The 18413-nt window shown below is 71.1% G+C and carries 22 protein-coding genes; 8 read left to right on the top strand and 14 right to left on the bottom strand.

Going from position 1 to position 18413, the window contains the following annotated elements:
- Positions 1-132: 132 nt before the first annotated feature.
- Positions 133-1173, bottom strand: coding sequence for an NAD(P)/FAD-dependent oxidoreductase (locus tag NON00_RS15135; RefSeq protein ID WP_256022488.1), 1041 nt, complete (start codon positions 1171-1173; stop codon positions 133-135).
- A 118-nt stretch (positions 1174-1291) separates the two neighbouring features.
- Here NON00_RS15135 and tsaE point away from each other — a divergent pair, with 118 nt between their 5' ends.
- The 4 genes from tsaE (at position 1292) to NON00_RS15115 (ending at position 4915) form a co-directional block, all read left to right on the top strand.
- Complete coding sequence (gene tsaE / locus NON00_RS15130) at positions 1292-1750, top strand: tRNA (adenosine(37)-N6)-threonylcarbamoyltransferase complex ATPase subunit type 1 TsaE (protein WP_256022487.1); 459 nt, start codon at positions 1292-1294, stop codon at positions 1748-1750.
- A gap of 122 nt (positions 1751-1872) precedes the next feature.
- Entirely contained in the window at positions 1873-2892 is a 1020-nt protein-coding gene (locus NON00_RS15125) for an aminoglycoside phosphotransferase family protein (protein WP_256022486.1), read from the top strand.
- A complete protein-coding gene (locus NON00_RS15120; protein ID WP_256022485.1) occupies positions 2889-3614 on the top strand; it encodes a nucleotidyltransferase family protein in 726 nt (241 codons plus the stop codon). Before NON00_RS15125 ends, NON00_RS15120 begins: the two co-directional genes overlap by 4 nt.
- A gap of 260 nt (positions 3615-3874) precedes the next feature.
- Positions 3875-4915 (top strand): acyltransferase, encoded by a 1041-nt coding sequence (locus NON00_RS15115; RefSeq protein ID WP_256022484.1) that lies wholly within the window; start codon positions 3875-3877, stop codon positions 4913-4915.
- A 30-nt stretch (positions 4916-4945) separates the two neighbouring features.
- Here the strand turns inward: NON00_RS15115 and mtgA are convergent, their stop codons facing one another.
- The 11 genes from mtgA to NON00_RS15060 form a co-directional block, all read right to left on the bottom strand.
- On the bottom strand, positions 4946-5614 hold the full coding sequence (gene mtgA / locus NON00_RS15110; protein WP_256022483.1) for a monofunctional biosynthetic peptidoglycan transglycosylase: 669 nt from the start codon (positions 5612-5614) through the stop codon (positions 4946-4948).
- On the bottom strand, positions 5614-6261 hold the full coding sequence (locus NON00_RS15105) for a thermonuclease family protein (RefSeq protein ID WP_256022482.1): 648 nt from the start codon (positions 6259-6261) through the stop codon (positions 5614-5616). Before NON00_RS15105 ends, mtgA begins: the two co-directional genes overlap by 1 nt.
- 142 nt (positions 6262-6403) lie before the next feature.
- On the bottom strand, positions 6404-6757 hold the full coding sequence (locus tag NON00_RS15100; protein WP_256022481.1) for a cupin domain-containing protein: 354 nt from the start codon (positions 6755-6757) through the stop codon (positions 6404-6406).
- Positions 6758-6853: 96 nt separating this feature from the next.
- Entirely contained in the window at positions 6854-7039 is a 186-nt protein-coding gene (locus tag NON00_RS15095) for a hypothetical protein (protein WP_256022480.1), read from the bottom strand.
- A gap of 166 nt (positions 7040-7205) precedes the next feature.
- Entirely contained in the window at positions 7206-8027 is an 822-nt protein-coding gene (locus tag NON00_RS15090) for a protein-glutamate O-methyltransferase CheR (protein ID WP_256022479.1), read from the bottom strand.
- Between the two features lie 31 nt (positions 8028-8058).
- Positions 8059-8463: a response regulator gene (locus NON00_RS15085; protein WP_256022478.1), complete on the bottom strand. Its 405-nt coding sequence runs from the start codon at positions 8461-8463 to the stop codon at positions 8059-8061.
- Positions 8464-8548: 85 nt separating this feature from the next.
- Complete coding sequence (locus NON00_RS15080) at positions 8549-9283, bottom strand: ABC transporter ATP-binding protein (RefSeq protein WP_256022477.1); 735 nt, start codon at positions 9281-9283, stop codon at positions 8549-8551.
- Positions 9283-10122 carry an ABC transporter ATP-binding protein gene (locus tag NON00_RS15075; RefSeq protein ID WP_256022476.1) on the bottom strand — a complete coding sequence of 280 codons (840 nt, stop codon included), beginning with the start codon at positions 10120-10122 and terminating at the stop codon, positions 9283-9285. Before NON00_RS15075 ends, NON00_RS15080 begins: the two co-directional genes overlap by 1 nt.
- A 97-nt stretch (positions 10123-10219) precedes the next feature.
- On the bottom strand, positions 10220-11122 hold the full coding sequence (locus NON00_RS15070) for an ABC transporter permease (RefSeq protein WP_256022475.1): 903 nt from the start codon (positions 11120-11122) through the stop codon (positions 10220-10222).
- Positions 11122-12198: an ABC transporter permease gene (locus NON00_RS15065; protein WP_305123366.1), complete on the bottom strand. Its 1077-nt coding sequence runs from the start codon at positions 12196-12198 to the stop codon at positions 11122-11124. Before NON00_RS15065 ends, NON00_RS15070 begins: the two co-directional genes overlap by 1 nt.
- Positions 12195-13790 carry an ABC transporter substrate-binding protein gene (locus NON00_RS15060; protein ID WP_256022473.1) on the bottom strand — a complete coding sequence of 532 codons (1596 nt, stop codon included), beginning with the start codon at positions 13788-13790 and terminating at the stop codon, positions 12195-12197. Before NON00_RS15060 ends, NON00_RS15065 begins: the two co-directional genes overlap by 4 nt.
- Before the next feature lie 116 nt (positions 13791-13906).
- Between NON00_RS15060 and NON00_RS15055 the strand changes: the two genes are divergently transcribed.
- The 3 genes from NON00_RS15055 (at position 13907) to NON00_RS15045 (ending at position 15985) form a co-directional block, all read left to right on the top strand.
- Positions 13907-14599, top strand: coding sequence for a phosphoribosyltransferase (locus tag NON00_RS15055; protein ID WP_256022472.1), 693 nt, complete (start codon positions 13907-13909; stop codon positions 14597-14599).
- A 73-nt stretch (positions 14600-14672) separates the two neighbouring features.
- Positions 14673-15071: a DUF423 domain-containing protein gene (locus tag NON00_RS15050; protein ID WP_256022471.1), complete on the top strand. Its 399-nt coding sequence runs from the start codon at positions 14673-14675 to the stop codon at positions 15069-15071.
- Complete coding sequence (locus NON00_RS15045) at positions 15068-15985, top strand: SAM-dependent methyltransferase (protein WP_256022470.1); 918 nt, start codon at positions 15068-15070, stop codon at positions 15983-15985. The genes NON00_RS15050 and NON00_RS15045 overlap by 4 nt, the downstream gene beginning before the upstream one ends.
- Positions 15986-16112: 127 nt before the next feature.
- On the opposite strand, the gene NON00_RS15040 is transcribed toward NON00_RS15045, so the two are convergent.
- Positions 16113-16496 (bottom strand): MAPEG family protein, encoded by a 384-nt coding sequence (locus tag NON00_RS15040; protein ID WP_256022489.1) that lies wholly within the window; start codon positions 16494-16496, stop codon positions 16113-16115.
- A gap of 118 nt (positions 16497-16614) precedes the next feature.
- On the opposite strand from NON00_RS15040, the gene NON00_RS15035 reads away from it, so the two are divergent.
- Positions 16615-17472 carry a YihY/virulence factor BrkB family protein gene (locus tag NON00_RS15035; RefSeq protein WP_256022469.1) on the top strand — a complete coding sequence of 286 codons (858 nt, stop codon included), beginning with the start codon at positions 16615-16617 and terminating at the stop codon, positions 17470-17472.
- A 59-nt stretch (positions 17473-17531) separates the two neighbouring features.
- Here the strand turns inward: NON00_RS15035 and rfbA are convergent, their stop codons facing one another.
- Positions 17532-18413: a glucose-1-phosphate thymidylyltransferase RfbA gene (gene rfbA / locus NON00_RS15030; protein ID WP_256022468.1), complete on the bottom strand. Its 882-nt coding sequence runs from the start codon at positions 18411-18413 to the stop codon at positions 17532-17534.

Here is an 18413-nt window from a genome sequence, read left to right as displayed (position 1 = left end):
ACTTGGTGCCAATCAACAGCGGCCCTTCCGGCATAGGATACTCCCTTCGTGACCGGGGGGGGGGGCCCCCCCCCCCCCACACCTCCCCCGCCAGGAAACTGAGTTTCCTGGACCTTCCCTCAGTTCAGGCCCTCAGCTCAGGGGCACACCCTTCGACGTGCTGTACTCGAAATGCAGGGCCTCGCCCGGGAAGACGCGCGGGTGGATGGCATGCGCGGCCATCGCGGCCTCGGAAAAGCCCTGGAGGATCAGCTTCAGCTTGCCAGGATAGGTCGCGATGTCCCCCACGGCATGCACCCCCGCAATGTTCGTCATGCAGGTGGCGGGGTCCACCGCGATATGGCTGCGCTCCAGCCCCAGGCCCCATTCCGCGATCGGGCCAAGCTCCATCGACAGGCCGAAGAAGGCCAGGAGATGGTCGGCGGGGACTTCCTTTTCCTCGCCCTTCAGCGTGGCCAGCACGACCGACTCCAGCGCGCCATCGGTGCCGCGCAGGCCGTGCAGCTGGTAGGGGATGGCCAGCTCGATCTCGCCGCGCGCGGCGGCGGCCTCCATCTGGGCCACGCTCTCCGGGGCGGCGCGGAATTTCGGGCGGCGATGCACCACCGTCACCTTCGCCGCCACGTCCTTCAGGCTCAGCGCCCAGTCCACCGCCGAGTCGCCACCGCCGGCGATCACCACCCGCTTGCCGCGCAGCTCCTCGCGGCGGGAGACCATGTAGCGCACCGCCCCCGTCGCCTCGAAGGCCGGCAGGTCGTTCAGCGGCGGGCGGTTGGGGCCGAAGGCGCCCGCCCCGGCCGCGACGATCACCGCCCTGGCCCGCACCTCCTCGCCCTGGCTGGTGCGCAGGGTGAAGCCGCCCTCCGGCCGCTCCGCCAGCGCCTCCACCCGGCGGCCGAGCAGATAGACGGGGGCGAAGGGCGCCGCCTGCTCCTCCAGCCGGGCGATCAGCTCCGCCCCGGCGATGGCCGGGTGGGCGGGGATGTCGTAGATCGGCTTCTCCGGATAGAGCGCGGCGCACTGGCCGCCGATCGCCTCCAGCGTGTCGATCACCACGCATTTCATCCGCAGCATCCCGCATTCGAACACCGCGAACAGCCCGGTCGGGCCGGCGCCGATGACGGCGACATCGGCCTCGACCACGGCATGGGGGGCGGGCGAGTGATCGGGCATGGGTGCATGAACCTCCGTGTCTGGAGGCGGTGCATAAAGGCTTTGGCGCGCGGCGGCAAAGCCCGGCGATGGCGGGTGCTTGTGGAAGGCCTGGCAGGCCGGCAGATTGCGCGCCGCGATGCCCGAGACGCTGCACCTCCTCCTCCCCGACCTGGCCGCCACCGAGGCGCTGGCGGCGCGCGCCGCGGCGCTCGCCCGCCCGGGCGACGCCCTGCTGCTGGAGGGCCCGCTGGGCGCCGGAAAATCCGCCTTCTGCCGCGCCTTCCTGCGCGCCGCCGCCGGCGACCCGGCCCTGGAGGTCCCCTCCCCCAGCTTCACCCTGGTGCAGGGCTACGACCTCCCCCAGGGCCCGGCCAGCCATTACGACCTCTACCGCCTCTCCGGCCCCGACGAGCTGGAGGAGCTGGGCTGGGAGGAGGCGCGCGACGGCATCGTCCTGGTCGAATGGCCGGACCGCCTGGACTGGCTGACCCCGCCCGATGCCCTCCACATCACCCTGCGCCCGGAGGGCGAAGCCCGCCACGCCACCCTGACCGGCTGGCCCGGCCGCCTGCAGCGGCTTTTTGTGGCTGACTGAAGGCGGGGTCCCCCAAGGGAAGTTTGGGGGTGGCCCTGCCACCCCGGCGGGGGCCAGGGGGCGGAGCCCCCTGATTCTCCGCTTGGCAAGACGCGCCGGCTGCGTCACCTCCTGCCTCCAGCATGATGCCCGCTGACGATTTCCTCTCCGCCCATGGCTATGCCGGCGCCACCCGGCACCCTTTGCCGCAGGATGCCGGCCACCGCCGCTACACGAGGCTGGAGGGCGGCCCGCGCCCGGCCCTGCTGATGGACTGCACCGCCGCGCCGCTTGTGGGTCTGACGCCGGAGGAGGACATCATCCCCTTCCTCCGCCTCGCCCGCCACATCCAGGGGGCGGGCCTCTCCGCCCCGGAGATCCTGGCCGAGGCGGTGCCGGAGGGGCTGGCGCTGGTCGAGGATCTCGGCCCCGCCACCCACACCGCGCTGCTTGATGCGGGCGCCGAGCCGCTGCCGCTCTACCTGGAGGCCGTCGAGGCCCTGGCCGCGCTGCACGCCGCCCCCCCTCCCCCCGGCCTGCCCGGCTGGGAGGGTGCGCGCATGGCCGCCACCGCCGCCGCCACCTTCCTCGACTGGTGGTGGCCCGCCGCCCTCGGCGCCCCCGCCAGCGAGGCGCAGCGCGCCGAATTCATGGCCGCGATGGCCGCCATGCTGGCGCCCTTCACCGGCGCGGGCTGCCTCGTCCACCGTGACTATTTCCCGGCCAACCTGATCCGCCTGCCGGAGCGCGACGGCGCGCGGCGTACCGGCATCATCGACTTCCAGGATGCCGGACTCGGGCATCCGGCCTATGATCTCGTCAGCCTGCTGGAGGATGCGCGGCGCGATGTCGCCCCCGCGGTGCGGGAGGCGGCGCTGGCGCGCTACCTCGCCCTCCGGCCCGGGCTGCGGGAGGAAGAACTGCTGGCCGCCTTCGCCGTGATGGCGGCACAGCGCCACCTGCGCGTGGCCGCGCTCTGGGTGCGGCTGGCGCGGCGGGATGGCAAGCCGGGCTACCTGATCCACGGCCCGCGCTGCTGGGCGCTGCTGGCGCGCGCGCTGCGCCACCCCGCCTGCGCGCCGCTGGCCGCCTTCCTCGACCACCATGTGCCGGCCGCCCTGCGGCGCAACCCCGACGGCCTGACCAAGGATTTCGCCGCGTGATCACCCTCTCCTCCGCCATGGTCCTCGCCGCCGGCCTCGGCACCCGCATGCGCCCGCTCACCGAGGAGCGGCCCAAGCCGCTGCTGCGCCTGGCGGGGCGGACGCTGCTGGACCACGCGCTCGACCGCATCGAGGCCGCCGGCATCGCCAGCCTCGTGGTGAACGCCCACTGGTTCCCGGAGCAGGTGGAGGATGCCTGCGCCGCCCGCGCCAACCCGCCCCGCGTGCTGCGCGAGGAGCCGGTGCAGGAGACGGGCGGCGGCGTGCGCGATGCCCTGCCGCATCTGGGGGACGCCCCCTTCCTGGTCGCCAATGGCGATGCCTTCTGGCTCGACGGCCCGCGCCCGACGCTGGAGCGGCTGGCCGAGCGCTTCGACGCCGGGAAGATGGACGCGCTGCTGCTGCTGGTGCGCTCCGCCCTGGTGGATGGCGAGGTCGGGCGCGGCGATTTCCTGCTGGACCCGGTGGGCCATGCCCGCCGCCCGAGGGAGCGGGAGATCGCCCCCTATGTCTATGCCGGGGTGCAGATCGTCCATCCCCGCCTGTTCGAGAACGCGCCCAGCGGCCCCTTCGGCATGATGACGCTGTGGCAGCGCGCCATCGAGGCGGAACGCCTCTACGGCCTGGTGCATGACGGGGCGTGGTTCCACCTCTCCACCCCGGTCGATCTGCGCCGCGCCGAAGCCGCCCTGGCCAGCGGCCTCGCCCGCCCCCACTTCTGATTTTTTTTGTCAGGCTGCCGCCGTCTCCCGGCACGGCGGGACTCTTTTTCAGGCTGCCGCCATCTCCCGGCACGGCGGGCAAGGCTGCGGCGGGTGGCGCCGCATCCCCTCCCCTGGCATGGCGGGCAAGGCCAGCCCGCAAAGGAGACAGCGCACACCGCACCCGCGAGGAAGCCGGACAAAGCACCGGGAAAAATCTCCGGGAAAGCGGCAGCATTTTAATGCAAACCTAGCGCCTGCCCTGACAGGATGCCCGCGCCATGCCACAGCCCGTCTCCAGCGGCCACCTGCACACGCTGGACGCTCTGCGCGGCCTGGCTGCCATCGCCGTCATGCTGTTCCACATCAGCGGCGATGCCTTCCAGAACATGTTCGGACAAAGGCCGGCCGGGGACGCCTTCGCCGCCGGCTATAGCGGCCTCGACATGTTCTTCGTCCTCAGCGGCTTCATCATCCTGCACGTCCACCGGGCCGATCTCGGGCGGCCCTGGCAGGTACTGTCCTATCTGCGGCGGCGCCTCGCGCGCATCTACCCGCCCTACTGGGCCATCACCCTCGCCTATGCGGGCATCTTCCTCGCCACCGGCCAGGAGCTGGACCCGTATCGCCTCGTCTCCTCCCTGCTGCTGCTGCCCGGCCAGCCGCCCCTCCTCAGCATCGCCTGGACCCTGAGCCACGAGATGCTCTTCTACCTGCTCTTCGCCCTGGCCATCCTCTGGCCGCGCGCGGGGCTGGCGGCCGGCCTCGGCTGGGTGGCGGCCTCGCTGGCGGTGCCCGCGGGGCAGGGCTGGCTGGCCGATTTCCTCTTCGACCTCCGCCACGTGGAATTCCTCATCGGCGCCATCGCCGCCCTGGCGGTGCGCCACGGCGCCGTGGCCCGCCCCCTGCCCGTGGCGCTCGGCGGCGCGCTGCTCTTCGGCCTTTCCGCCGTGCTGGACACGGCCCAGGCAGGCTTCACGCCCCAGGCCCATATCCTGGCCTATGGGCTGGGCAGCGGGCTCATCATCGCCGGCCTCGCCACCGCCGAGCAGGCCGGGCGGCTCCGCGTGCCCACCCCCCTGCGCTGCCTCGGCGAGGCATCCTATACCCTCTACCTGACCCACCTCTCAGCCTACAGCCTGCTCGCCCGGCTGGCGCGGATGGCGCATCTGCCGGAGATCCTGCCGGGCTGGGCGCTGCTCGGCCTGCTGGCCGTGGCCATCACCGCCCTCGCCCTGCTGCTCTACCACACGCTGGAAAAGCCGCTGCTGCGCCTCTGCCGGCCCGCCCGCCCGCTGCTGGTGGCGGCCCGGCCCGCCTGACCGCGCCCCCGGCCTGAAGGCCCGGGGCCTTCACCCCACGCAGTCCAGCCAGGGGCCAAGCTGCCCTACCCGGCGGCGGATCAGCGCCGCGCGCTCGCGCAGCCAGGGGCCGGGCTCGGCGGCGGACCATTCCAGCGGCAGCGGCAGCACCACGGCCAGCTGCGCCGCCTGCTGTTCCGTCAGCTCTGCCGCGCCCGTGCCGAAGAAAGCCCGCGCCGCCGCCTCCGCGCCATAGAGGCCGGGGCCGAACTCGACGATGTTCAGATAGACCTCCAGCACCCGCCGCCGCGGCCAGAGCAGGGCGAGCTGCGGCGTCAGCCAGGCTTCCAGCAGCTTGCGCAGCGGGTCCCGCCCCGGCCACAGGAAGAGATTCTTGGCCACCTGCATCGTCAGCGTGCTGGCGCCGCGCGGGCGTTCCCCGTGAAACAGCGCCCGCACCTCCCCCACCAGGGCGGGAAAGTCGAAGCCCAGCATCTGCGCGCAGAAGCGGTTATCCTCCGAGGCGATGACCGCGCGCGGCAGGGCGGAGGCGATCGCCTCGTAAGCCACCCATTCCTGCCGGATCGGGTGGCCCTGCGCGGCGCGCAGCAGCATCAGCGGCGTCACCGGCACGGGCAGGGAGCGAAAGGCCAGGATCAGCAGCGCCGGGCCCAGCAGCAGCGCGAGGCCAAGCCGCCGCAGCCAGGGCCGGCGCGCCATCAGCGCCCGCAGGCCCCCGCGCGGTCGCGGTGTGACCAGGGAAAGGTGAAGCGTGACCCCGCCGCCCAGGCGCCGGCCCCGGCGGCCTTGGCCTCCGCCTCCTCGTCCCGGTAGCGGCCCTTGGAATAGCGCGTGCAGTCGAAGGCCAGGCCGGAGCGCACCATCTCGGCATTGAGGTCCACCAACTGCCCGCCCTGCTGGCCGCCTTGCTGGCCGCCTTGCTGGACCGTGCAGCTGGCCACGGTGCGGCCATGCGTCAGGCTGCCATCCGGCGTGCAGACGACCTCCCGCCCGCCGATCAGCGCGGTCAGCCGGTTGCGCGCCTCCAGCCCGCAGGCGAAGCGCCCGCCCTGCGGGCTCGGGCATTGCTGGTCATGCTCGAAGGCGTCGATGCCCTGCATCCGCACGCGGATGCCCGCAACATCCATCGTGTCGCCATCGATCACGCGCGGCGTGCCGGAAAAGCTCTGGCCGGGCGCCGCCGTCCGCTCGGCGCGCTCGGTGCGCGGGGCGGGGCCGGCCACCTCGCGCCCCATGCGGTTCCATTGCGCCTCGGTCAGCCCGCAGGCCCCGAGGCCACCCAGGATGCCAAAGGCCAGGATCGCCCAGGGGCGCAGATGCGGCGGCAGCGGCGGCAAGCGGTTCATGGCGGGAGAATCGCGGAAAGGTTGCGCATCCGGCAAGCCCTATCCGGCCTGGAGGCACAGCGGAAGGGGGGCGCGTGCCCACAGGAAGGCGGTTCTGCCGCCACGCCAACAGAACCGCCCCGCGGCCCTCCGGCCGCCCCCTTCAGCTCACCGCGACATAGATCTTCCGCACCGTCTCCAGCGTGCGCCACACGCCGCGATAGCCGGGCTTCATCACGAAGCTGTCCCCCGCCTTGTAGCGGACCGGCGCCTGGCCTTCCTCGACCAGCTCAATGACGCCTTCCAGGATATGGCAGAACTCGAACCCCTCGCCCTTGATGGACAGGGTCTCGCCCGGCGTCGCTTCCCACACCCCGGTGCGGATCCGGCCATCCTTCGAGCTGTCCTGCAGCCAGGTCCTGAAGCTGGGGTCGCCCGAGATGAGGCGCTCCGCCACCGGCTTCGACAGCGCCGGCTCGGCGTCCGGGTTGGGGAGGATGGTCTGCAGCAGGGCCATGTGATGCTCCATGGGCGTAAAGACAGGCGCCCATGCTGGACCGCCCCGCGCCGCAGCTTCTGTTGAAGCCGGGGCGGCAGGCGGCAGGATGCGCCGTCAGCGCTCCGGGGGATCCTCGGCGATGTCCTGGTAGGCGGCGGCCAGGCGGTCCGCCTGGTCGCCCAGCTGCTGGGCCAGGTAGCCGGAACTCGCCGAGAGCAGCAGCAGGACCAGGAGCTGTGTCCGGATCAGGCCGCGCCGGCAGCGACGGCCGAGGCTGGGGAGGGAGGTCATGTCGCTCATGCCATGAAAAATCGCCGGGGCCGCCCGCCGGTTGAGGGGCGGCTGCCGCACGATAGCGCGAGACGAGCCAGGAGAGTGTTATTTTTTAGATAGACAACCCAAAAATCTCTATTAGTTTTTCGTTTATAATTCTTTGGGCATTTTTGGGGCTAATCTAAAAGAAAAGTTAAAAAGCCAGCGCCGCCTCCTGCGGCGACAGCACGAAAGCCCCCCTCTCCCCCGCCATCGGCACCCAGGGGGAGGACAGGCCCAGCACCGTCTCCGCGCCCCCCAGGAACAGCACGCCATCGGGCGCGAGGTGGCGCGCCAGCAGGGCCAGGACATGCTCCTTGGTCGGCGGGTCGAAATAGATCAGCACATTGCGGCAGAAGATCACGTCGAACAGGCCAAGCCCCCGCTGCGGCTCCAGCAGGTTCGCCTCCTCGAAGCGCGCCATGGCGCGCAGCTCGGGCAGGATGCGCCACTTGCCGCCCTCCTGCCGGAAATACCTCACCAGCATCTGCACCGGCAGGCCGCGCTGTACCTCGAACTGGGTGAACACCCCCTCCCGCGCGCGCTCCAGCACCTCGCGCGACAGGTCGGTGCCCAGGATCTCCCCCTCCAGCCCCTGCTCGCGCAGCAGCATGGCGATGGAATAGGCCTCCTGCCCGGTCGAGCAGGCCGCCGACCACAGCCGCAGCCGCTGCCCCGCCGGCCGCGCCGCGCGCAGCTGCGGCAGCAGGCGGCGCAGATGGTCGAAGGGCTTGCCGTCGCGGAAGAAGCTGCTTTCGTTGATCGTCAGCGCCTCGGCGATCTCGCGCGCCAGGGCCTCGGCCCCCGGCGCGGCGGCGCGCAGGCGCTGCGCCAGCGCGTCGAGACCCGGCAGGCCCTCCCGCCGCAGCAGCGGCCCCAGCCGCCCCTCCAGCATGTAGTCCTTGTCCGGGGTCAGCACCATGCCGGAGCGCGCCCTCACCAGCGCGGCGAAGGTGGCGAAGCTGTCGGGGGTCATGCCCGGCCTCCGGCGGTGGATGATGCGGGGGTCAGGGGGACCCCGCCGTCTCGGGCAACAGGCCGAGCTGGGCCAGCTTGCCGGCCAGGATGCCGTCATCGAACGGCTTCATGATGTATTCCTGCGCCCCGGCGCCGAGCGCCATCAGGATGCGCTCGAAATCATTTTCCGTGGTGCAGAGCACGACAATGGGCTCGGCGGGGCCGAATTCGGCCCGCGCGGCCTTGAGGAATTCAAGCCCGTCCATCACCGGCATGTTCCAGTCCAGCAGGACAAGGCGCGGCAATTCGGCGCGGCAGGCGTCCAGGGCCTCCTGCCCGTCCGCCGCCTCCCGCACCACGGCGCCATGCCGCTCCAGCATGCGGCGCGCCACCTTGCGCACCACACGGCTGTCATCCACCACCAGGCAGGTCAGCGCGTCGTCCACCCCACCCATCTCCCCGTCCCAAGAGCCGGGGCATTCGAGACCAGGGACGTTTCCGCGATGTTAACCTTTCGCGGCGGCGTCCCCGGCCGCGCCGTCAGCCCTCCAGCGCGTGCGAGAGGGCGATCAGGTCCCGCGTATGCGGGTGCACCGCCTCGCCGGCGCGCAGCTGGCCTTCCGTCAGCACCTCGACGATCCGCCCGCCCTGCATCACCGCCAGCCGCTCGCAGAGATGCGCGATGACGGCGAGGTTGTGCGAGACCAGGATGCAGGTGAGCTGCCGCGCCTGCCGCAGATCGGCCAGCAGGTTCAGCACCTCCGCCTGCACGGAGACGTCGAGCGCGCTGGTCGGCTCGTCCAGCAGCAGCACGGAAGGGTCGGCGATCAGCGCGCGGGCGATCGCCACGCGCTGGCGCTGCCCGCCGGAAAGCTGGTGCGGATAGCGGAAGCGCGCGGTGCGCGGCAGCGCCACCTCCTCCAGCGCGCGGGTGATGCGCGCCTCCGCATCCGGGATGCCATGCACCTCCAGCGGCTCGGAGAGGATGCGGTCCACCGTCTGGCGCGGGTGCAGCGAGCCATAGGGGTCCTGGAACACCATCTGCACGCGCTTGAAGAAGGCGCGGTCGCGCTTCTGGCCAAGCGGCGTGCCGGCCACCGCCATGCCGCCATCCCAGCCGGCATTCAGCCCGGCGATGGTGCGCAGCACGGTGGACTTGCCCGAGCCGCTCTCCCCCACCAGCCCGAAGGTCTCCCCCGCCGCGACGCGGAAGGAGACGTCATGCACCACATGATTGGCGCCGAAATGGACGTTGAGATTCTCGACTTCGATCATCAACGCGGCTCCAGCCAGGCGGGGTCGCGGGTCAGCGTCGGCAGGCGGTCGCGCCGGACGGAGAGGCTCGGCATGCAGTCCAGCAGGCCACGGGTATAGGCGTGCTGCGCGCGGTGCAGGTCGCGCGCCGGCAGCTCCTCCATCACCTGGCCGGAATACATCACCACCACCCGGTCGCAGAAGCGGCTGACCAGCGGCAGGTCGTGGCTGATCAGCATCAGCCCCATGCCGCGCGCCGAGACGAGATCCTCGATCAGCTTCAGGATCTCGGCCTGGACGCTGGCATCCAGCGCGCTGGTCGGTTCGTCGGCGATCAGCAGGTCCGGGTTCGGCGCCAGCATCATGGCGATCATCACGCGCTGGCCCATGCCGCCCGAGATCTCGTGCGGGTAGGAGTCCAGCACGCGCCTGGGGTCGCGGATCTTCACCTGCTCCAGCAGGGTCAGCGCGGCCTCGCGCGCCTCGCGCTGGCCGCCCTTGTTGTGGGCCAGCCAGGCTTCGGCGATCTGCCGGCCCACCGTCATCACCGGGTTCAGCGAGTATTTCGGGTCCTGCATGATCAGGCCGATGCGGCCACCGCGCAGGCCGCGCATCTGCCGCTCGCTCGCGGCCAGCACATCCACGCCATCGAAGCGCAGGGCCTGCGCGCGGACGCGGGCCGCCGAAGGGAGCAGGCGCATCAGGGCGCGGCCGGTCACCGACTTGCCGGAACCGCTCTCGCCCACGATGCCGAGCTTCTCGCGGCCCATACCGAAGGAGATGCCGCGCACGGCGGCGTTGAAGCCGGAGGGTGTCGGAAAATCGACGCGCAGGTCACGGATTTCGACCAGGGAACTCATGTCATGTGCTCCTTGCCGTGGGGAAGGCGCCGCCTTCCCCACACCCCATCCGCCGGGGTGGCAGGGCCACCCCGGACCCCACCTTCAGAAAAAAGAATCATCGCTGCTTGGGGTCCAGAACGTCGCGCAGGCCATCGCCCAGCAGGTTGAAAGCCAGCGAGGCCAGGAAGATCGCGATGCCGGGAATCACCGGCACCCACCACTGCTCCAGGATGAAGCGGCGGGCGGTCGCGATCATCGTGCCCCATTCGGGGATCGGCGGCTGCGCGCCAAGGCCAAGGAAGCCCAGCCCCGCCGCCGTCAGGATGATCGAGGACATGTCGAGCGTGACGCGCACCGTCAGCGAGGGCAGGCACATCGGCGCCACATGCTTCCAGATGATGCGCCAGGGCGAGGCGCCCGTCATCCGCACGGCGGCGATGTAGTCGGTGTTGCGGATGGTCAGCGTCTCGGCGCGCGCGAGGCGGGCATAGGGCGGCCAGGCGGTGAGCGCGATGGCGATGACGGCGCTCTCCACCCCCGGCTTCATGGCGGCGACGAAGGCCAGCGCCAGGATCAGCCGCGGGAAGGCCAGGAAGACATCGGTGACGCGCATCAGCACGCGGTCCCACAGGCCCCCGGCATAGCCGGCGACGCAGCCCACCACGAGGCCGAGCGGCGCCACCAGGATGACCACCGCCACCACCATGCCAAGCGTCACCCGCCCGCCATGGACGAGGCGCGACCAGGTGTCGCGGCCCAGTTCATCCGTGCCGAGCCAGTGCGCGGCGGAAGGCGGGGCGAGGCGGTTGGCGAGGTTCTGCACGCCGGGGTCCTGCGTGGCCAGCAGCGGCGCGGCCAGCGCCATGGCGAGCATCAGCAGCACGATGGCCAGCCCCGCCACCGCCAGCCAGTTGCGGCGGAAGGCGAGCCAGAGCTGGTAACGCCGCCCCCAGCGCGCCTGGGCGCGCGAGCCGGGCGTGTCGGAGAGCAGCCAGGCCCGGGTCGAGGTCTCGGACATCACTTCACCCTCGGGTCGAGCAGGCGGTAGAGCAGGTCGGCCAGCAGGTTCAGCACGACATAGATCAGCCCGACCACCAGCGTGGCGCCGAGCACCGCGTTCATGTCGGCATTCAGCAGGGAAACGGTCAGGTACTGGCCGAGCCCCGGCCAGGAGAAGATCGTCTCCGTCAGCACCGCGCCCTCGAGCAGGCCGGCATAAGTCATGGCCAGCACGGTGACGAGCGGCACGGCGGTGTTGCGGAAGGCATGGCCCCAGACGATGCGCAGGCCGGACAGGCCCTTGGCGCGCGCGGCGGTGACATATTCGCTCTTCAGCTCGGCCAGCATGAAGGCGCGCGTCATGCGCGCGATATAGGCGAGGCTGAAGAAGGCCAGCACCCCGGCCGGCTGGGCCAGATGCCACAGCGCGTCGCGGAAGGCCGGCATGTCGCCGGCCAGCAGCGCGTCCAGCGTCAGGATGCCGGTGCGCTCATCCACCAGCCCCTCGAAATACAGGCCCTGGCGGCCGGGGCCGGGGGCGATCTCGAGCGTGGCGTAGAACAGCAGCAGCGAGACGAGGCCGAGCACGAAGACCGGCAGCGAATGCCCGGCGAGGCAGAACAGGCGGACCGCCTGGTCCACCCAGCGCCCCTGCCGCGTCGCCGCCCAGACACCGAGCGGCACGCCGATCAGCACGGCGATGAGGATGGCGAAGGTCGCCAGCTCGAAGGTGGCGGGGAAGAAGCGGGCGATGTCCTGGGTGACCGGGTTCGATGTCATCACCGAACGCCCGAGGTCGCCGCGCAGGATCTGCCCGAGGAAATGCCAGAACTGGACATAGAGCGGCTGGTCGAGGCCAAGCTCGAGCCGCGCGCGTTCCACCACATCCTGTGGAGCGCGGTCGCCGACGATGGCGAGCACGGGATCGATCGGCACGACACGGCCGATCAGGAAGGTGACAAGGGCCAGCCCGAAGAGGGTGATGGGCACACTGGCCGCGGTGGCGGACAGGGCCTGCAGGCGCAGTCGCGCCGCCGAGGGCCGGGCCCGCCCCCCGGACGGCACGGCCGCCCGGGGAGAGGTGTTTTCAATCATGCCTTGGTGATGTGCGTGTAGAAGTGGCGGTCATTCATCGGACCCATGTCGAAGCCCTTCACCCCGGCGCGGGAGACGGCGATCTCGATCTCCTGCAGCATCATGACGAAGGGCGAGGACTGCTGGTGGTCCTTCTGGAGCTGGAGATACATCTCCGAGCGCCGGGCGGGGTCGGTCTCCTTCAGGGCGGCGACGGTGCGGGCGGACAGCTCGGGGATCTCCCAGCTGGCGCGCCAGGCGAGGGTGCGGGCCCGCGCAGTGTCGCTGTTGTCGGTGTTGATGCTGAACGCCTCGGCATTGCTGTGCGGGTCGAAATAATCCGAGCCCCAGCGGACCATGGCGATGTCATGCGTGCGGGCGCGCGTCTTGGTGATGACGGCGCGCTGCTCGCCCGGCAGCATGCGCAGGCGGATGCCGATCTCGGCGAGGTTCGCCTGCACCGCCTGGGCGATGTCGGAGAAGGGCGCGGGCGAGGAATAGTCGAAAGAGACCTCGAACCCGTCGGCCAGCCCGGCCTTGGCCATCAGCGCCTTGGCCTCGGCGATGTTGTGCTGGAAGGGCGTGTCGGTCAGCGCGCCGGGCAGGCCGGCGGGCAGGAAGGCCTGCTGCACGGCATAGGTCGTCGGCACGATCGCCTTCTGGATGCCGGCATAGTCGATGGCCAGCTTGATCGCCTGCCGCACCTCGGGCCTGGCCAGGTTCGGGTTCTTCTGGTTCAGCGAGAGGTAGAGCAGGCTCGCCTTGCGGGCGGACTGCACGGTATAGGCCGGGTTGCCCTGGAGCTGCTTGATCTGGTCGGCGCCGAGGTTGCGGGCGATGTCATAATCGCCCTTGGTCAGGCCGAGCAGCTGGGCCGAGGGGTCGGCCACATGGCGCAGGATGATGCGCTTGACCTGCGGCGCCTGCACGGCGTGCGGGTTGGCCTCCAGGATGGCGCTCTCGCTCGCCTTCCACTGGCGCACGGCATAGCTGCCGGAGCCGGCGGAATTCTGCTTCAGCCAGCCATTGCCGAGGTCATCGCCCTGGGCGCGGGCCATCACCGCCGCCTTCTCCACCACCGAGCCGACAGCGGCCGAGAGGCAGTAGAGCAGGAAGGAGGGCGAGGTGGCCTCGGCCGTCTTCAGCACCACCGTCCGCGCATCGGTGGCGCGGATGCGCTCGGCCACATTCTCCTTGGTGAAGCCGAACTGGTTGATGATGAAGGCCGGCGCCTTGTTCAGCAGCACGGCGCGGGAGAGGGAGAAGGCCACGTCCTCGGCCGTCACCGGCTGGCCGGAGGCGAATTTCGGCCCCTGCCGCAGGGTGAAGGTGAAGGTGGTGTTGTTGTCCGACACCTCCCACTTCTCCGCCAGCTCGCCGGTGATCTGGGCCGGGTTGCTGTTCGGCGTGGTCACCAGCTTCTGGTAGACATTCGCCGCGATCTCGGAGGCCGTGTATTCAAAGGCTTCGTGCGGGTCGAGGGTGATGATGTCGTCGATCTGCTTGGCGAAGACCAGGACATCCCTGGGCGTCTGCGCCGCCGCGCCCTTGAGGGCGGCAGGCAGCGTGGCGGCCGCGGCCGAAGCCAGCAGCAGCGAACGGCGATTAAGCATTGGTTTATGAAACCTCCTGCAAGCGAGACGAATGTAGCGCGGGGCGGGGGGGGTACGCCACGGGGGGGACTGCTGCCCCTGGCGCCGGGCGGCCCGCCATGGCATGCGCTGGAGGCATGGAATACTGGCAGGATTTCGAGGCTCCCCCCGCCGCCACGGACCCCGCTACCGCCTGGCAGGAGAGCTACCCGGCCCTGATGCCGGATGGCCGGGCGCTGCGGCTGCCCTTGCGGGACTATGGCGCCATCGCAGTGACGGGCTTCATCGCCAACCAGGCGGGCTTCGCCGTGCTGCGGCCGGTCTGTGGCTGGATGGCCGCGGCGGCGCGGCCGCTGGGGGCGGAGGTGGTGGTGGGCCTGCCGACGCTGGGCCATGTCGTCGGCGCCGGGGTGGCGGAGGCGCTGGGCCACCCCAACTGGGTCGCTCCCGGCTATTCCCGCAAGAGGTGGTATGACCCGGCGCTGTCCGTGCCCACCACCTCCTCCACCAGCCCGGATGCGCGGCGGATGTGGCTGGACCCGCGCCTGCTGCCGCGCCTCGCGGGCCGCCGCGTGCTGCTGGTGGATGACGTGATCAGCACCGGCAGTTCCGCCCTGGCCGGCCTTTCCCTGCTGCGCCGCGCGGGGGTGGAGCCGGTGGGCCTTTGCGTGGCGATGGCGCAGGGCGATCGCTGGCGCCTGGACTGGCCCGCGCATCTGCCCGTGGCGGCCGCCTTCGCCACCCCCCTGTTCCGCCGCACCCTGTCCGGCTGGTGGCCGGACCCTGCCACGCGTCCCGCGCCCCTCCACCTGCCGCCTGAAAACGGATAGAAAAAAGAAGGGGGTGCGGGGGAATTCATTCCCCCGCTCTGGCTGTTTTGTTGTTTTGTCTGAGGAACACGCGATGTCCCGTCTCTGGCTTGTCCTGGGTGCCCTGAGTGGCCTGCTGGCGGTGGGCCTGTCTGCCTGGGCCGCGCATGGCCTGGCGCCGGCCCTGGACGCCGTGGACGCCGCGCGGGTGCAGAGCGCGCTGACGATGCAGGGCTGGCACGCGCTGGCGCTGCTGGCGACGGGCCTGCTGGCCGAGCGGCGGGAGGGCTACCTGCCGCATCTGGCCGGCGCCTTCTTCGCCCTGGGCAGCCTGTTTTTCTGTGGCGCCGTCTGGTGGCTGGTCCTGAACGGGGAATCGCTGGGCCGCCTCGCCCCCTGGGGCGGCACGGCGCTGATGACGGGCTGGCTCCTCCTCGCCCTGGCCGCCCTGCGCCGCCCTGCATCGTCCCCTGGCACGCGGCCGAGCCGATGACGATCCGCGCCGCCTATCTCGCCCATGAGGGCTTCGAGCGCGAGGTGGAGGAGGAGCTCCGCCGCGCCGGCATCGCCATTGCCCGCTGGCACGGCCCGCTGGCCCTGACCGAGGCGCCGCCGGTGCCCTCCGCCTGGGCGCTGGAGGTCTGGACCGACCCGCGCGAGATCCCCGTGCCCTCGATCAAGGGCGCGGCCTCGGCGCTGCGGGCGATCCAGCGCAACTGGTCGCTGGAGCCGGTGCTGCACCACCGCCGCGCCGCGCTGATCGAGGCGGCGCTGCCGCCGCTGAAGGGCCGCGCCCTGCGCTTCCCCGAGCCGGCGCCGGCCGGGCATCTCGGCGCCTGGACGCTGCTGGCGCCGGACCTCATGCTGGCCAGCCCGACCAAGACCAGCCCCTTCCTGCGCGGCGCCGTGCGCTTCGAGGAGGATCGCGAGGGCCCGCCCTCCCGCGCCTATCTGAAGCTGTGGGAGGCGCTGACCCGCCTCGGCCGCTGGCCCGGGCCGGGGGAGAGCGTGCTGGACCTCGGCGCCGCCCCGGGCGGCTGGACCTGGGCGCTGGCGCAGCTCGGCGGCCAGGTGACAGCGGTGGACAAGGCGCAGATGGACCCCGCCGTGGCCGCCCTGCCCAATGTCGCCATCCGCACGGAGAGCGCCTTCGGCCTGGAGCCGGAGAAGCAGCCGGCGGTGGACTGGCTGTTCAGTGACATCATCTGCTACCCGGCGCGGCTGCTCGCCCTGGTGCAGCGCTGGCGCGAGGCGGGGAAGGCCCGGAATTTCGTCTGCACCATCAAGTTCCAGGGCGAGACGGACCATGAGACGGCGGCGCTCTTCGCCGCCATCCCCGGCGCGCGCGTCTTCCATGGGGCGCACAACAAGCATGAGCTGATGTTCTGCCTGCTGGCGGAAGGCTGAGAGGCGCAACCGGCGGATGGGTTTCCAAAGGCCTCAGGCCTTTGGTGGCTGCGCGGCACTGCCGCGCAGGTGCAGAGAGGGGCAAAGCCCCTCTCATCAACCGGCGCGGCGTTGTCCCACCTGCCTCTCAGGCCAGCAGCAGCAGCGCGGCCAGCAGCAGAATCGCCCAATTGGCCAGGATGGCCGGGGCACGCAGGGCGAATTGCGCCGGCGAGGCCTCCGGCGCCAGCATGCCGAAGGGATGCATCAGGCGCGCCACCAGCAGGGCCAGCAGCAGGGCGCGCACCAGGGCGGGCGCGGTGCCCGCGGCCTCGTTCAGCCCGATCAGCAGCAGGGTGAGCGGGACATACTCGGCGAAATTGGCCTGGATGCGGATGAGGCGCTGCAGGCGCGGCTGCCCGGCATCGCCGTGATGCGCCCGGTAGCGGGCGCGGCCCATGGACACCGCCACGGACAGGGCCAGGAACAGCAGGCCCAGCAGGGCCGCGTAAAAGGTGGTGAGGGGCAGCATCACGGCGGGCGACTCCACAGGGAATGTTCTTTTTTGGAAAAAAGAACCAAAAAATTTTTTTCTGCCGGAGCAACGGAAATACCGGGGCCGCGTTCGGCGCAGGTGGAGAAAAACACTCATGCGCAAGGCGTGGTGGCTGGCCCGGCAGACCGTGCTGGGCTTCATCGAGGATGACGCGCTGAGCCGGGGCGCGGCGATCGCGTTCTACACCGTGACATCGCTGGCGCCCGTCCTGCTCATCGCCATCGCCATCGCGGGCAGCGTCTTCGGCGAGGAGGCGGCGCGGGGGGCCATCGTCGGGCAGTTGGGCGGGCTGATGGGGCCGGCGGGGGCGGAGATGGTGCAGGGCATCATCCTCAGCGCCTCCAACCCCAAATCCGGGCTGCTCGCCAGCCTGTTCGGGCTGGCCACGCTGCTGCTGACGGCCAGCGGCGTCTTCGGCGAGATCCAGGCCAGCCTGAACCGCATCTGGCGCACCGAGCCGCGCACCAGCCTGTCCCACCTGCTGCGGGCGCGGGCGGCGAGCCTCGGGCTGGTGGCGGCGCTGGGCTTCCTGCTGCTGGTCTCGCTGGTGGTGAGCGCGGCGCTCGCGGCGCTGGGCCATGCGCTGGATGGCCGCCTGCCCGCCGTGGCGGTGGCGGTGCGCCTGGGCAATGCGGTGATGTCCTTCGCCCTGGTCGCCCTGCTCTTCGCCGCCATCTACAAGATCCTGCCCGACCGCAAGCTGGAATGGCGCGACGTGGCGGTGGGCGCCCTGGCGACGACGCTGATGTTCAACCTCGGCAAGACGCTGATCGGCCTCTACCTCGGCAGCAGCGCCATCGGCTCCACCTACGGCGCCGCCGGTTCGGCCGTGATCGTGCTGCTCTGGATCTACTACTCGGCGCAGATCTTCCTGCTGGGGGCGGAGTTCACCAAGGCCTGGGCGATGCACCGCGATGCGCGCCGCTGGGCCGCCCGGACGGCGGAGGCCTGAGGGGAGAGGGGCGAAAGCCGGGAAAGGAGGGCGCCCGGCTGTGGGGCGCCCCCGGCGCATCAGGCGGCGCGCTCGGCCTCGTCGGCCAGGCGGAGCAGATGCTGGCCATAGGCGGTCTTGGCGAAGAGCCGGCCGCGCGTCCGCAGCTGCTCCACGCCGATGAAGCCGTTCAGGAAGGCGATTTCCTCCAGCGAGGCGATCGGCAGGCCCTGGCGCTGCTGGATGGCGCGGACGAACTCGCCGGCATCGAGCAGCGAATCATGCGTGCCGGTGTCGAGCCAGGCATAGCCACGGCCGAGCTGCTCCACCTGCAGCTCCCCCGCCTCCAGATAGGCGAGGTTGACATCGGTGATCTCCAGCTCGCCGCGCGGCGAGGGCTTCACGGCGGCGGCGATGTCGAGCACGCGGTTGTCGTAGAAATACAGCCCCGTCACCGCCCAGTTGGAGCGCGGCTGCGGCGGCTTCTCGACGATCGACAGGGCGCGGCCCGCCGCGTCGAACTCCACCACGCCATAGCGCTCCGGGTCGTCCACATGATAGGCGAAGACGGTGGCGCCCTTGGCGCGTTCCCGCGCGCTGCGCATCAGGTCGGACAGGCCGGCGCCGTAGAAGATGTTGTCGCCGAGGACGAGCGCCACGCTGTCCTGGCCCACGAAGTCGCGGCCGATGATGAAGGCCTGCGCGAGGCCCTCCGGCTTCGGCTGCACCGCATAGGTGAAGGAGACGCCGAACTGGCTGCCATCGCCCAGCAGCTTCTCGTACATGCCGAGGAATTCGGGCGCGGTGATGATCAGGATCTCGCGGATGCCGGCCAGCATCAGCACCGAGATCGGGTAGTAGACCATCGGCTTGTCATAAACCGGCAGGAGCTGCTTGTTCACCGCCAGCGTGGCGGGGTGCAGCCGCGTGCCGGAGCCGCCGGCGAGGACGATACCCTTCAT

It is taken from the genome of Roseomonas sp. GC11, assembly GCF_024437745.1.
GTDB lineage: Bacteria > Pseudomonadota > Alphaproteobacteria > Acetobacterales > Acetobacteraceae > Pseudoroseomonas.
This window is presented reverse-complemented; position numbering and strand designations above follow the sequence as displayed.

Bases quoted from the DNA above. Each gene is read 5' to 3' on its own strand.
- NON00_RS15135 (WP_256022488.1), bottom strand. From the start codon at position 1,173: ATGCCCGATCACTCGCCCGCCCCCCATGCCGTGGTCGAGGCCGATGTC.
- tsaE (WP_256022487.1), top strand. From the start codon at position 1,292: ATGCCCGAGACGCTGCACCTCCTCCTCCCCGACCTGGCCGCCACCGAG.
- NON00_RS15125 (WP_256022486.1), top strand. From the start codon at position 1,873: ATGATGCCCGCTGACGATTTCCTCTCCGCCCATGGCTATGCCGGCGCC.
- NON00_RS15115 (WP_256022484.1), top strand. From the start codon at position 3,875: ATGCCACAGCCCGTCTCCAGCGGCCACCTGCACACGCTGGACGCTCTG.
- mtgA (WP_256022483.1), bottom strand. From the start codon at position 5,614: ATGGCGCGCCGGCCCTGGCTGCGGCGGCTTGGCCTCGCGCTGCTGCTG.
- NON00_RS15105 (WP_256022482.1), bottom strand. From the start codon at position 6,261: ATGAACCGCTTGCCGCCGCTGCCGCCGCATCTGCGCCCCTGGGCGATC.
- NON00_RS15100 (WP_256022481.1), bottom strand. From the start codon at position 6,757: ATGGCCCTGCTGCAGACCATCCTCCCCAACCCGGACGCCGAGCCGGCG.
- NON00_RS15095 (WP_256022480.1), bottom strand. From the start codon at position 7,039: ATGAGCGACATGACCTCCCTCCCCAGCCTCGGCCGTCGCTGCCGGCGC.
- NON00_RS15090 (WP_256022479.1), bottom strand. From the start codon at position 8,027: ATGACCCCCGACAGCTTCGCCACCTTCGCCGCGCTGGTGAGGGCGCGC.
- NON00_RS15085 (WP_256022478.1), bottom strand. From the start codon at position 8,463: ATGGGTGGGGTGGACGACGCGCTGACCTGCCTGGTGGTGGATGACAGC.
- NON00_RS15080 (WP_256022477.1), bottom strand. From the start codon at position 9,283: ATGATCGAAGTCGAGAATCTCAACGTCCATTTCGGCGCCAATCATGTG.
- NON00_RS15075 (WP_256022476.1), bottom strand. From the start codon at position 10,122: ATGAGTTCCCTGGTCGAAATCCGTGACCTGCGCGTCGATTTTCCGACA.
- NON00_RS15070 (WP_256022475.1), bottom strand. From the start codon at position 11,122: ATGTCCGAGACCTCGACCCGGGCCTGGCTGCTCTCCGACACGCCCGGC.
- NON00_RS15065 (WP_305123366.1), bottom strand. From the start codon at position 12,198: ATGATTGAAAACACCTCTCCCCGGGCGGCCGTGCCGTCCGGGGGGCGG.
- NON00_RS15060 (WP_256022473.1), bottom strand. From the start codon at position 13,790: ATGCTTAATCGCCGTTCGCTGCTGCTGGCTTCGGCCGCGGCCGCCACG.
- NON00_RS15055 (WP_256022472.1), top strand. From the start codon at position 13,907: ATGGAATACTGGCAGGATTTCGAGGCTCCCCCCGCCGCCACGGACCCC.
- NON00_RS15050 (WP_256022471.1), top strand. From the start codon at position 14,673: ATGTCCCGTCTCTGGCTTGTCCTGGGTGCCCTGAGTGGCCTGCTGGCG.
- NON00_RS15045 (WP_256022470.1), top strand. From the start codon at position 15,068: ATGACGATCCGCGCCGCCTATCTCGCCCATGAGGGCTTCGAGCGCGAG.
- NON00_RS15040 (WP_256022489.1), bottom strand. From the start codon at position 16,496: ATGCTGCCCCTCACCACCTTTTACGCGGCCCTGCTGGGCCTGCTGTTC.
- NON00_RS15035 (WP_256022469.1), top strand. From the start codon at position 16,615: ATGCGCAAGGCGTGGTGGCTGGCCCGGCAGACCGTGCTGGGCTTCATC.
- rfbA (WP_256022468.1), bottom strand. From the start codon at position 18,413: ATGAAGGGTATCGTCCTCGCCGGCGGCTCCGGCACGCGGCTGCACCCC.